The organism is Fimbriimonadales bacterium, assembly GCA_035559795.1.
In the GTDB taxonomy this organism is placed as follows: Bacteria; Armatimonadota; Fimbriimonadia; order Fimbriimonadales; family ATM1; genus DATMAR01.
The window spans coordinates 125,777-139,204 of record DATMAR010000013.1 but is presented as its reverse complement, the minus strand read 5'-3'; the positions used below and the strand labels follow the sequence as shown (position 1 = coordinate 139,204).

The following is a 13,428-nucleotide window of genomic DNA, read 5'->3' as shown; positions in this document are numbered from 1 at the left end:
GTGGCCCCGAGGCGGCGCGCGCCGACTGGCGACCTGGTTGACGCGGCGGTCGGCGTCGAGGCTTCACACAGGTCGGCTTCACACAGGCGGAGCACTGAATGCCCCAAGTTGGGGTTGACAGCGGTGGTACAATCGCCTGTGGGCTCGAAGGTCGGTCGGACGACAGTCCCATCGGGCGACGCCTCCGCGTTCGGAGGCGCGACCGGCGTCGGGGCCCGACGCCTTGACAGGCATCGGGCCCAGCGATACGATAAACGATGCCCTGCGCAAGACCACATCGTCTTGTGCTCCGCACCTTGACAACCGCATAGTGGCAAGGAGCCGCAGCAAGGCCCAATAGAGTCCTTTGAGTGAGGATTCTAGCGGAGAGTTTGATCCTGGCTCAGGACGAACGCTGGCGGTGTGCCTAAAACATGCAAGTCGAGGGAGGGTTGGCCCGTAGCCAACTACGGGACTTCAACTCTACCGGCGAACGGGTGAGTAACACGTGGGTAACCTGCCCTGAAGACGGGGACAACCTCGGGAAACCGGGGCTAATACCCGATACCCTCCTTGGGAGGCATCTCTCGGGGAGGAAAGATCCGCAAGGTTCGCTTCAGGAGGGGCCCGCGGCCTATCAGCTAGTTGGTGGGGTAACGGCCTACCAAGGCGATGACGGGTAGCTGGTCTGAGAGGACGACCAGCCACACTGGGACTGAGACACGGCCCAGACTCCTACGGGAGGCAGCAGTTGGGAATCTTGGGCAATGGGCGCAAGCCTGACCCAGCGACGCCGCGTGAGGGATGAAGGCCTTCGGGTCGTAAACCTCTTTCGGGGGGGAAGAAGCCGCAAGGTGACGGTACCCCCAGAAGAAGCCCCGGCTAACTACGTGCCAGCAGCCGCGGTAAGACGTAGGGGGCGAGCGTTGTCCGGATTTACTGGGCGTAAAGAGCGCGTAGGTGGCTTGCTAAGTCAGAAGTGAAATCTCCGGGCTTAACCCGGAAACTGCTTTTGATACTGGCAGGCTAGAGTGGCAGAGAGGCAATCGGAATTCCCGGTGGAGCGGTGAAATGCATTGATATCGGGAGGAACCCCAGTTGCGAAGGCGGATTGCTGGCTGCCAACTGACGCTGAGGCGCGAAAGCGTGGGGAGCGAACAGGATTAGATACCCTGGTAGTCCACGCCCTAAACGATGGATGCTAGTCGTCGGAGGTATCGACCCCTTCGGTGACGCCGCTAACGCACTAAGCATCCCGCCTGGGGAGTACAGTCGCAAGGCTGAAACTCAAATGAATTGACGGGGACCCGCACAAGCGGTGGAGCATGTGGATCAATTCGATACAAACCGAAGAACCTTACCCAGACTTGACATCGAGTGAAAGGCGCAGAAATGCGTCCCTCTACCCACAAGGTAGACACGTAGACACCTGTTGCATGGCTGTCGTCAGCTCGTGCCGTGAGGTGTAGTGGTTAAGTCCCGCAACGAGCGCAACCCTCATCCCATGTTGCCAGCGGATAATGCCGGGCACTCATGGGAAACCGCCGGTGTAAGCCGGAGGAAGGTGAGGATGACGTCAAGTCAGCATGGCGGTTACGTCTGGGGCTTCACACATGCTACAATGGGCGAAACAAAGGGTTTGCAATATCGCGAGATGGAGCTAATCCCAAAAATACGCCCTCAGTTCAGATTGCAGTCTGCAACTCGACTGCATGAAGGCGGAATCGCTAGTAACCGCAGGTCAGCAATACTGCGGTGAATACGTTCCCGGGTCTTGTACACACTGCCCGTCAAGTCACCCGAGTTGTCTGCACCCGAAGTCGGTGGCCTAACCGCAAGGAAGGAACCGCCTAAGGTGTGGGGAGTAAGGGGGACTAAGTCGTAACAAGGTAGCCGTACTGGAAGGTGTGGCTGGATCACCTCCTTTATAGGGAGATTTCTCACGAATTCCCTTAGGTCGGTCTGCACTCGACCAATCCGATTTTTCAAAAAAGCCTCGCTTCTACGCGAGGCTTTCATGTTATTTGTCTTGGCAGGATGTTTCTATAAAAATTTATAAACTAAATTTGGATTAGGTTGATTTTTCGATTTACAATAATATGCGTTATGGCTTGCACAGTGCAACCGCTTCAGAGAACCTGCTGTCGGACGACAGCTTTGAGAATGGGATTGCCATGCTTCCGAGGCTTTGTTCAGATGTAGGAGAACTCGAATGGCAGGTGAAGGTGGAACTCGAAAGTATTGGAGGTTCTACAGAGGAGTCAACTTATGGAATGGGAATTTGCATTTCTATCTTAGACCAGGAATATGCACGTGCATAACTAAAGATAGAAACTTCGCATTTCCACGTCCACAAAGTCCAGATTTTTATTCGACTCCATTTATCTTCAACAATCTCGGAACGCAAGAAACCGATCTAGGAGATAAATGGATGTTACCTTGGCACATATCGCTGAATGTCTCTGGCGATACTGTGATCCTTATAGACTGCGATGGAACAGAGCGAGTCTTTATACGAAGCGCCACTCCGAGAGGCACGTACGTAGCAAACAAAGAAGAAGACGTGTTGACCGACGATGGGAATGAGTACATTCTGACCAGATTCAACGGTGACAAATGGTACTTCGGATTTACTGACGGTATCCTTCGACGTATCGTTTCGAGGACAGGACATCAAATCACCATTACGCGAGATATAAATAATCGCATTGCAAAAATAACGGATGGCTTCGGGCGTGAAACACAATTCCTTTACATAAATATTGGCAGTGCAACGCGGCTAAACGAGATTCGAGAGCCCGCTCCCAACGACGTAGGATGGTTCAGCACATTTTTGCATTATGACAACGACAACAGACTATCGACAGTAATCAATCCGATGGGAGATACCCAAAGATTCGAGTACAACGCAGGTGGATTACTTTCGAAGGTTTACGACGAGCATGGAAACGAGACGACTTACGGTTACGATGGCACGAAAGTAAACAGTATTATTGATGCTAACAACAAGACGACGCTAATTACCTACGATGTTATTACTAACACCGCAATCGTTCGGAATCGCATAGGAAAAGAAAAGCAATTCAAGTTCGACCAAAACGGTCGAATAGAAAAGATTACCGACGAACTCCTCAATGAGCATGAATTCGTATGGAATTCGAATACATGGGAATTGGAGATGGAATTCCTGCCTAAAATTCCGATTTTTGGCATGCCGTGGAGCAGACAGAAGATTGTCTATACATATGGAACGACAACAGAGACGCAACACGAATTGAAACGACGAGAGGTTAGAAAAATCACGGATACGGATGCGACTGGCATTTTTTTGGCAGACTACCAATGGACGCACAACTTATATCATGATGTCCTTACCGAGACAGATGAAGAAGGAAACGTTACGACCTACACTTATAAATTGAATAGTAGCGGCGTAAGCACAGGTCTGCGCGAGACGGAAAAGAATGGCGAAAATCAGATCTATGTGACCCGAACTTTCGATACTGAGGCAAACAAATTCACATTGCTTGCGGAAACGAACGGAGTGAACAAAACCATTAATTATCTTTACAACCAAAATTCAGCAAATTCTTATGGCAAACCAGACAGAATCATAACTCCGGAAGGAAACATTACGAATTTGAAAATAGACATTCGAGGTAGGGTATACGAAATTACCGACCCTACCGGTAACCCCGTCAAAATCACCTATGATAGTTTAGACCGTCCTATAAAAGTCTTTTTCTCCGATGGGTCAGGCGTTGAACGTGTGTACGAATGCTGCCATCTTATAGCCGAAATAGATGCGAATGGGAATAGTGTCTTCAGAGAATACGATAATCTCGGGCGGCTCGTGAAAGAAACAGATGCGAACGGAAACTCTACTTCGTATGGTTACAACGATGAGGGATGGTTAACGAGTATCACAGACCCAAGAGGTAAAGTAACCTTCATCTCATACGATGATGCCGGGAGAATAACTCAAATTGATTACCCAGGAGGTTGGCAAGAGTTTTTCACCTATTACGAACCTGGTCATCTAAAAAGCTACAAGGCGAAGAAAGGCGCGGATGACACGCTCATTAACTACATATATAATGATTTATATCAATTGATTAAAAAAGAATATCCAAGTGGAACGAACACGGAATTCGACTGGTACAAAAATGGCCTAAAGAAGACAATGAAGGATGCAAGCGGAGAGAAACGATATCGTTACGACCGCGCTAAGAGACTGCTCGAGATTGTGCAGGGTCCTGTCGGATTCGTCGATGGCACCAATCATAATTTCAAACTGGAATACTTTTGGGACGCGGCCTCACAACTAACGCAAAAAAGAGTAACTATCAGAACCCTCGGCTCAAAAATATGGTCACAGACATTCACAGACGATGGTAATTTAGATACCGTGACGAATCCTGATGGAGATGTCACGAAACACGAATGGCATATGGACGGAAGGTTAAAAAAGATAACTTTGAAGTTCAATACTTTGAATAAGCGGGAGACGCGTGAATTTTTCTATCAAGACACGAACGATCTGCACTTCTATCAAGCGAACAAGAACAAATATCTGAGAAAAGTACTCGACAAGAAAAATGATGGCACTGTAATCAGCAGCTTTGAGTATGAGCTGGATTTAGCTGGCGTTAGACAGTCGCTTAAAGACAAAGATGGAAAATACGAGTCTTTCTTATACGATAAGACATATCAGTTGCACTCCGACACGAAATGGACTTTGAAAACCGGTGGAACCCGCGAATGGCAATATGCTTTCTATAACGACCACGCTGGGAACAGACTTGTGGAATTCATTGACGGTGTTCCCAAAACGTTTGCGTATGGTGAAAACAACGAGATGCTGCAAGCGGGAATGGAGATATTCACATATGACCATTTCGGCAACACAAAAACGAAAACCACGGGGGGACAGACGACTAATTATGAATGGGATTTCGAGCGGAACCTCATCGGAATAACCTATCCAGGAGCGATTGGAAACGATGCACACGAGTACGATGGCGAAGGAATGCGGATGCGCAGCAAGCTCGTAGGCGCTACCGATTGGACTCATTTCATCCACGACGAACTCTCAGGCGAACTGCTCATCGAATACACCTTTATCAACAACGTGTATGAAATTAGAAGCGAGTACACCTGGAGTATCGGCTTGATTTCTATGAACCGTGGGGGGGCAAAACGGTATTTTCACTTCGACGGTATCGGCTCAACCGTCGTACTGACCGATTTCGATATGAACGTGACGGACATGTATGTTTGGTCTGCATTCGGCGTGTTGAAGAGTTCTTCCGGCACAAGCGTTAATCCGTTTCGTTACGTTGGACAATGGGGTTACTACGACGATGGTGCGCGTGGAAGCCAATCAGGGTTGCTCCGTGTTGGGATGCGTTATTACAGCCCAAACCATGGACGTTTTTGGAGCCTCGATTCCCTGTTTGGACAAAATCGGTATTTATACGCAGGCTCAAATCCCGTCAACGCAATCGACCCTACAGGTGAAGCTCCTATCTTGTTATGGATACTTTGCGCTTTGGCTTGTGGCTTGCTGCTAAACTCGATAATTGCTGAGTGGGACTATTGCGATGACCAATGCGAGCGAAGTCGTAACTATTGGACATGTATGCTTAATTGTTTAGCCGACAAAGTGTGCGAAGGCACAACCAAGACCGCCGCGTGTACTGCCTGCCTTCTCTGCATCTGTGCAATCTTTAGAGTACCTGGTTGCCGTGCATTACTTAAGAAGATTTTCAAAAAGATTTAGCATATGTCGGGAACATACTCTAATATAATAAAACAACGCGCTTGGAGGTACTTATTACTGCCTTTACAAGTTATAGTGTTTGGGCTGCTGCTTTTTGTGCTAATCCAACCATGGATTAAACTAATTACTAATTTTCAAAATATTCTTCACTTGTTCACTACGAGGAACATTATGATCAGCATGGAGGGTTCAGATTATCTGTTTTACTATTATATCTTGCCTGCTGTGTTCAGTGGAATTATTCTTTACTTTTTGCTTCTTTATACAAAAGGGATTATTATACAATTTATAAACAGAATCCGACTGAAAGGTTCATCAGCACCTACGGAAATGAAAATCGTCGAGACACATTACCGCATTGCGCAAGACGCCCTGCAGAATGGCTCCTTGCACGAGTGCGTTGTGCGCCTAAACCATATCCTATGGTTACATAACTCTGGAAGATTTCACGTTGACCATCATATACTAACGGAGGTTATGAATCTCGCAAAAAGTCTAATAAATGCTAAGTAAGATCAATCATCGGGTTAGCACTTCTAGCTAGTAATTTATTTGCACTTTTTATTGATTTGACTTCATCCCTAAGGTCCTCTGCTTATGTGAGGGAATCAATTTTTTTGAACGAAACGTCGTAGATTTTTTTCGAAATACATCTGGCATAAACCAGTTCCCCTTCGAGCGAAGCGAAGAGGGGGGCCTTTAAGGAGGTGAAAAATTCTCTATTTTTTCAAAACATAAGAAAATTCTTTATTTTACGGGTTTATAAAACTCACAATCTTTTATTGACCCCCTCCGTAAGGTTCCCCCTGCTTACGCAAGGAGGAACCGGATTTTTTGTTAATAAAGAAGTTTCATCTCCCCCCCTTGAAAATGTCCATCAATCCATTTCTTTATATTTCGTATAAGCGTCTGCAATAGCAATCCAATTTGTATCAATCCCGCGTGACATCAGAAGTTCCGAGAGCTGCCCGACATGCCCCTGCAAGTGACGAAGATTCATAAGTTCATGCGACATTTTGCTCATACCCTTGTACCAATAAAAACCTGTTTCGCTGGAATCGAGGTCGAGCGAGTCTATTGTCGAATCTACCAATGAATCTACGAAGCCGATGTACTGTAAAATCTGTTCCTTCGTGAGCGGTTCTGCGTCTGCTGAGAGTTCGTAAGGTTCTACTTCACCTGGCTCAGCCCAATCCTCGACTCCTAACGAGTTCTTCACCGCAGGCGGCCATTGACTCAGCACGGAAGGTTCAGTAAATACATCTGCATTTTGCCCCATATACAAATGCGTGAAAAATGCGGCATGAAACGCAATTCGCCAAAAAGGACGCGGATGCCTCCCAGCCAGCCATAAGTCGTAAGGGCAACTTGCGACGCACTCTGCCAACATCGCAAGCCCTGCGTGATATTGCTCTTTCAGGTCTCGACGTAAATCCATAAAAGCATCTTATATCCTGTTCGCACCTAAAAGCAATTCAGTCCGCATGTTAAAAGTGATATTCAAAAAACAGTTCTCCTTGCGTAAGCAAGGGGAACTCTACGGAGGGGGTCAATAAAAAAACGCATATCGTTCATTGTAAGAAGTGAAAACCCACGTACATTAAGTTCCCCGTAAGAGGGGGTTAATGAGTGAATGCGCGATACGCTTCGCGAATCACGAATTGATTTAGAGCCATCTCGATGCCCCCGAATAAATTTTAAAATAAATGATGACTACCCATAAAATTCGCTGTATAATGTTTCTATAGCAAGGGGTTTGGCATCCCCCGCGTAAAGGAGGATAAGATGAAGAGGCTAATAATTGTACTAGGTATCTTTTTACCTCTCTCTGCGAATGCGGTCTTGCTATGGGATTTCGGTCCTACTACGGGAAATTATGGTGGCTGCTGGTCGAACTACACTAACGGTCAAAATTTCGCTGATATGGTGATCTTCAGTGACCCTGTTGTCGTAACGCAGTTGAACTATTTTTCCTGCTATTCGAGCCCTGGCGGTAGCAGTTGGAAACTCAAACTGCTCGATGATAACGGCGGAATACCTGGCAACTACCTCGTCTACGCAGACGTGTCTTACAGCAGTTATTCCTTCGCAGGAAACTTCGGAGGAGCCGATATCTATGTTGCGACCTTCCCAGTCAATCTTGCTCTCAATGCGAACACTCCGTATTGGATTGGCGTTTCGGGCAATGGCTTCGAAGGCGCTCAAGCGTCCGTCGTTGCACCAGGCGATGGAAAAATGGCTCAATTCTCTGGAACTTCGTACTCCTTCATGACTGGAGTCGGAGACCAGATGTTTCAACTCGAAGGCTATATCGTTCCTGAGCCTATTTCTGTAGTGACGCTCGCAGCCGGGCTTTTACTGCTGATTCGGCGAAGAAGGTAAAAGTACAATAGCGATTAATGGCGAGCGTTTTTCGCTCGCCTTTTTCTACATAACCTCACTTCGTTCGCTTAGTCGCAATAAACCAATGATAATTTTTTTATCATCCCTGTCGATTGAAATAGAATCGAAAATTTCATTCGGGAAGTATTCGAGCGAAAGCGAAAAGTTGCATACATATCTTTCTCATTCATTAAAATCTGCGCTGACCCCCCCTTTCTTGAAGATCTATTACGGCTTCGAAAGAATCGAGTAGATCTCATCTACTGCCTTTCCGAGAAACCCCGTGTGGGAATAAGGAAGTCCGATACTTTGCTTCGGTGGCTCTGCACCGAAAACAGGATCGAATGCCTTTATTAATTCTCCCATATCGCTCGAACCATTAATGTAATTCACGACTTCGTACCCCATTTGACTCCAACTCAGTACGTATTTGTCTCCATTGTTAAATTCATACCAAATAGTGGACGCCGTGAAGTTCGCATAGGTGTTCCATCCGTATCCCCACAATAAATAATATTCCAAGCCGCTTGGCATTGGGATTTGGTTCAACAGTTTGAGCGTGGTGTTTTCAGGTTTCTGATAAAAGTTCTCCCAGATAAAGACACGGTACCAGTCATGCGTCGGCAATAGTTCGATGTATGGGTCAGTTTCAGGGAGTTGGTGCGCCATAACTGCTCCCGTATTCGGCACAGCTGCCAAGATGAGCCGTCGCATTTTGCTTGGGCCGAACAAACTCACGTACATTCGCGAAACAAGCCCCCCCTTAGAGTGGGCGACGATGTCAACTTTAGCCGCATAAGTCGGCCCGTCGTCGGAAGTGATGCGGTTGACCTCTTGCGCCAATACGTCTGCGCTTTGAACAAGAGTTTGCTTATCAGGAAGATAATCACCTGCCAATGGAAACAACGTGGGATAGGTGGCATCGCCTTCCAATTCATAGCCATGTGCAAGCATCCCATTGATGAATTTTTGGTCTGTCCAGGAGCCCCAAGGAAAGATTTTTATGCCCCGCACAATAACGACAGGGATGTTTATATGTAGTCCAAGCTTCATAGCACTTCCAGTACTGCCCTTTTCGTCGGTTATTGTGGCTTTTACGGAGATGTTCATCGGTTTGGTAAAACGGGGGACGTTTCTCTGTTCGAGATCGAATTTCCATTCGACCGGTGGTCCTCCGAAATAAACGGTCTTTGTATCGGAGAGGATTTGGCCTTGTTCATCCGTGATACCGCCTAGCGTGACGGTCGCAGAGCCGGTTGAGGTGTAAAGAGTATACGAGGTCGACACATAGATCGTGAAGTTGCCCGTATACGAATCCTTCGCAATGTAGGTTGACAAGATGGAGATAGTCGGGGGGGGGATGTCGCCACCTTTGTACACTGCCCCGTGCACGAATACATCTTGATAACCATTCGTGTCACCTGAGACAAGGTTCGAAGCATCAGAACCGAACGCCACGTACCTGCCATCCATGCTTATCGAAGGCCAGTCACTCCAATTGTTTCCCTGCGCGCCAGAAGAGGAGACAGATACGAGAGTCGTTTGTCCTATCTGCCTATCATGCACGAATACATCTAGATAACCATTCGAGTCTCCAGAGACAAGGTTGGAAGCCTCTGACTCAAACGCAATGTACCTTCCGTCTGCGCTTATCGAAGAATCTTCACTCCAACTGTTCCCTTGCGCGCCTGAAGAGGAGACCGATACGCGCGTAGTCTTTCCCGTCTGCCTATCATGTACAAACACGTCATCAGTACCATTCGTGTCTCCCGAGACAAGGTTCGAAGCATCAGAGGTAAATGCCACGTACCGCCCATCCGCGCTTATAGAAGGATTATTGCTGTGACCATTTCCTTCACGCCACGAAGAGGAGACCGATACGCGCGTAGTCTTTCCCGTCTGCCTATCATGCACAAACACGTCAGAAGTACCGTTCGTGTCTCCCGAGACAAGGTTCGAAGCCAAAGACGAAAACGCAACGTATCTCCCGTCCGCGCTTATTGAAGGTTCTTGACTCCAATAGTCTCCTTGTGCACCAGAAGAGGATACCGATACAAGAGTCGTCTTTCCCGTCTGCCTATCATGTACAAACACGTCATCAGTACCATTCGTGTCTCCCGAGACAAGGTTCGAAGCATAAGACTCAAACGCAACATACCTGCCGTCCGCGCTTATTGAAGGCGAGTCACTATAACTGTTTCCTTGCGAGCCTGAAGATGAGACCGATATGCGCGTGGTCTTACCTGTTTGTCTATCATGCACAAACACGTCATTAGCACCGTTTGTGTCTCCTGAGACGAGGTTGGAGGCCTCCGAATCAAACGCAACGAATCTACCGTCCGCGCTTATCGAAGGCGAAGGCTCCAAACCGATTCCACCATTTCCTTGCGCGCCTGAGGATGAGACCGATACGCGCGTGGTCTTACCCGTTTGCCTATCATGCACAAACACGTCAGTAGAACCGTTTGTGTCTCCTGAGACGAGGTTGGAGGCATCGGACTTAAACGCAACGAATCTTCCGTCCGCACTTATCGTAGCACCAGTACTCGAATTATTCCCTTGCGCACCAGAAGAGGATACAGACACGCGCTCGGTCGTTCCGAGCTGCATGGGAAAGACGCTCGAAACAAAAAACGCCCCAAGAATGCCCAACTTGAAAACCAACCGAAACTTCATAACCGTATCCTCCAGCCGAGGCTGCGCGCATGAACCGTGGTGAGCGTCACGCACCAATCAACCGAATCGCCTTAGTATTTAGTATACAAGGAAATCAGCGTTTCGGCGTCCTAAATATCGCCAAAGTAAAAAACCGTCCTAAGAGCCGTCTCCACCCTTTTTCTTAGGTGGGGGCATGTCTCCCTTGTGGATCATTCCTTCGTGCATTGGCGGGAGCATCACTATCTTTTCTACTTCGAGGTCGGACTTTCTCACCTTGTAAACATGCATGCCAGAGACGATAAACAAATGCGAGCCATCGCTCGTGACTGCGGTTCCTCCCATCGGCGGACCCATCATCGCCGGTGGTGGCTGCATTTTCATTTCTTGAGGAGGTTGTTTCTTAGGAGGCCCAGGCTCCCCGTATTGAGCCAATGCTATCGTGAGCGAAACGATAAGCACAGTTATCACTGCGATACCTGCGAAATGGATTCTTTTGTTGATCATCTTATATCTCCTTTTCACCCATGGGTTCACTCCCGGGGTGAGGTAGTTTGTAACATTATAGACGCACAAAACTCATCCCCATTTTGTTTTTCTCCTCTGCCTTGCTCGCCTTTTTTTCTATAAAGCCCTTACTCGTTCGCTTAGTTGCAATTATCTGTCTAGTAGCTTCGAGGCTTTTTTACTTCGTGGGCTGATTCAATCACGGAAAATTCTGATAAGCAATTGACCGTAACTTCCCTTTTCTCGAGGCGTCTGGAGTATCGGAGGTATTTCCAAGGAGGCAAAGATGAAGCGCAGATCATTCAATACCATTGTATTTCTCATCACCCTATCCCTAATTTTCGTCTTCTTCGCACAAGCAGAAATCTTTCCGCAAATTGACGCGAAAGAGAGTTTCCACCTCGGTAAGCCCGTCCAGGCGGGAAGCATCGCTGTCATCCCTATCGAATCTAACAAGGCAATCAATCCTCACAAATACATCACGCTCGCGGAGGCGGTGAAGCGTGGCTTAGTGGAAATCATAGAATTACCCGGGCAAGAATCCGTAAACACCCTTCGGGTACGCAACAAGGCTCGTCTACCTCTCATTTTATTCGCGGGAGAACTCTTGCTCGGTGGCAAGCAAGACCGCATCGTGGCAAAAGACACGATTATCCCCCCCGGCGAAACCTACGACGTCGCCGTCTTTTGCGTAGAACATGGACGCTGGCACGGAAAGGACGTGAAGTTTTCAGGGGGGGCTGGGTACGTCCCTCAAAATGTTCGAGAAGCCGCATACGAAACGGCAAGCCAGTCCGAAGTTTGGGCTGAAGTAGACAAAGCGAACGAGCGAGCAGGCGCTGCGCCTGCTACGAAAACGATTCAAGGTGCTCTCAATCAACCCAAACTGAAAAAAGAAGTAACGGAATTAGCAGAGAAATTGGATAAAGCATTCGAAAAATCTCCGAATGCTGTCGGCTTCATCGTTTGGATGAACGGAGAAATTCGCTCCGCCGAACTTTTTGCGAACAGTGCGCTTTTCACTGCAAATCGCAAGAAACTGCTGGAAAGTTACGCGATGGAAGCGAAACTCAACAAAGCGAAGAACACTAAGCCAGTAGATTTGGCAAAATGCAATGCATTTCTCCGGGACATTCTATCGGCAAAACGAATGATGGCGGACGAGGACTCGAATAGCACTCGTTGGCGAATTCGAGACGGTAAAGTCATCGGAGTCGAAGCAGGAAGCACGGAGTACAAAGGCGGCTTCGGGGCGGGTTTCGGTCATGGAACCTATAAGCCCGGAAAAGGAGGAAGGTGAATTCCGCTCTACTCGAGCACTTTATGCCTCAACTGCTCCTGCAGTTGAGGCTTCTTTCTTTGAGCAACGAACGTGATCAATTTCTTTACTTATGCCTCAACTGCTCCTGCAGTCGAGGCTTCTTTCTTTGAGCAACGAACCTGATCAATTCTCGATTCTCAAGATTTTCTATGCCTCAGCTGCTCCTGTAGTCGAGGCTTCTTACTTTGAGCAACGAAACGATTCTCAAGATCACAAAACGAGATTTTCCTTGCGGGGTAACGTTGCCCTATGAACGCTATCGATACTCTTCTCCGTGCAGCAGAGTATTCCTATTCGGAACTTCTCGAAGCTCTCGATGGTGTATCGGAAAAATTATCGTGGGCAGTTTTACCTCAAGGGGGGGCTGACTATTTGCATTCTGATGGCTCTATTCACGGAATCGTTTTACACATTGCGACTTGTAAAATCATGTACGCGAGCGCTGCTTTTCGAAACGCAGAAATCCTATGGCGCGACTGTGCGAAACGAGTGGAAACATTCGAACCGAATTGGAAAGCCGCTCTCGATTATCTCGCCGAAGCGCATCAGTATTGGGTTTCCTCGTGGGAGAATCTCAAAGACGACGACTTAGATGTAGAGCGCATACACACTTCTGGCAACCCTCGACCGACTTGGAAAATTATTTACACGGTAATTCAACACGATTCCTATCATGCAGGGCAAATCGCAATGCTACGCTATGCATTAACGGAAACCGACAAACATCCCCCCTCGGTCGCAGAAGACATCCGAAAATATTGCGCGAACGAGCCATTCTGGTAAATTCGCAATCGCAAAAGCA

The 13,428-nt window shown here is 47.8% G+C and carries 8 protein-coding genes and 1 rRNA gene; 6 read left to right on the top strand and 3 right to left on the bottom strand.

All coding sequences use genetic code 11. From position 1 onward, the window contains the following. Nucleotides 1–359: 359 nt before the first annotated feature. From VNK96_10340 to VNK96_10330, 3 genes are all read left to right on the top strand, one after another. Nucleotides 360–1,906 (top strand): 16S ribosomal RNA (locus VNK96_10340). Between the two features lie 247 nt (nucleotides 1,907–2,153). Next, entirely contained in the window at nucleotides 2,154–2,300 is a 147-nt protein-coding gene (locus VNK96_10335; GenBank protein ID HWP32103.1) for a hypothetical protein, read from the top strand. 110 nt (nucleotides 2,301–2,410) lie between these two features. Beyond that, nucleotides 2,411–5,761, top strand: a complete 3,351-nt coding sequence (locus VNK96_10330) for an RHS repeat-associated core domain-containing protein (GenBank protein HWP32102.1) — start codon at nucleotides 2,411–2,413, stop codon at nucleotides 5,759–5,761. Nucleotides 5,762–6,638: 877 nt separating this feature from the next. Here VNK96_10330 and VNK96_10325 read toward each other — a convergent pair. Beyond that, nucleotides 6,639–7,199, bottom strand: coding sequence for a hypothetical protein (locus tag VNK96_10325; GenBank protein HWP32101.1), 561 nt, complete (start codon nucleotides 7,197–7,199; stop codon nucleotides 6,639–6,641). A 347-nt stretch (nucleotides 7,200–7,546) separates the two neighbouring features. Between VNK96_10325 and VNK96_10320 the strand changes: the two genes are divergently transcribed. Continuing rightward, nucleotides 7,547–8,143, top strand: coding sequence for a hypothetical protein (locus tag VNK96_10320; protein HWP32100.1), 597 nt, complete (start codon nucleotides 7,547–7,549; stop codon nucleotides 8,141–8,143). 228 nt (nucleotides 8,144–8,371) lie between these two features. Here VNK96_10320 and VNK96_10315 read toward each other — a convergent pair whose 3' ends face one another. Together VNK96_10315 and VNK96_10310 are read right to left on the bottom strand one after the other, a co-directional pair. Continuing rightward, on the bottom strand, nucleotides 8,372–10,819 hold the full coding sequence (locus VNK96_10315; protein HWP32099.1) for a hypothetical protein: 2,448 nt from the start codon (nucleotides 10,817–10,819) through the stop codon (nucleotides 8,372–8,374). Between the two features lie 138 nt (nucleotides 10,820–10,957). Next, nucleotides 10,958–11,305: a hypothetical protein gene (locus VNK96_10310; protein ID HWP32098.1), complete on the bottom strand. Its 348-nt coding sequence runs from the start codon at nucleotides 11,303–11,305 to the stop codon at nucleotides 10,958–10,960. A gap of 286 nt (nucleotides 11,306–11,591) precedes the next feature. On the opposite strand from VNK96_10310, the gene VNK96_10305 reads away from it, so the two are divergent. Next, entirely contained in the window at nucleotides 11,592–12,605 is a 1,014-nt protein-coding gene (locus tag VNK96_10305; protein ID HWP32097.1) for a DUF6569 family protein, read from the top strand. A gap of 270 nt (nucleotides 12,606–12,875) precedes the next feature. After that, nucleotides 12,876–13,409, top strand: a complete 534-nt coding sequence (locus tag VNK96_10300) for a DinB family protein (protein ID HWP32096.1) — start codon at nucleotides 12,876–12,878, stop codon at nucleotides 13,407–13,409. Nucleotides 13,410–13,428 lie beyond the last annotated feature (19 nt).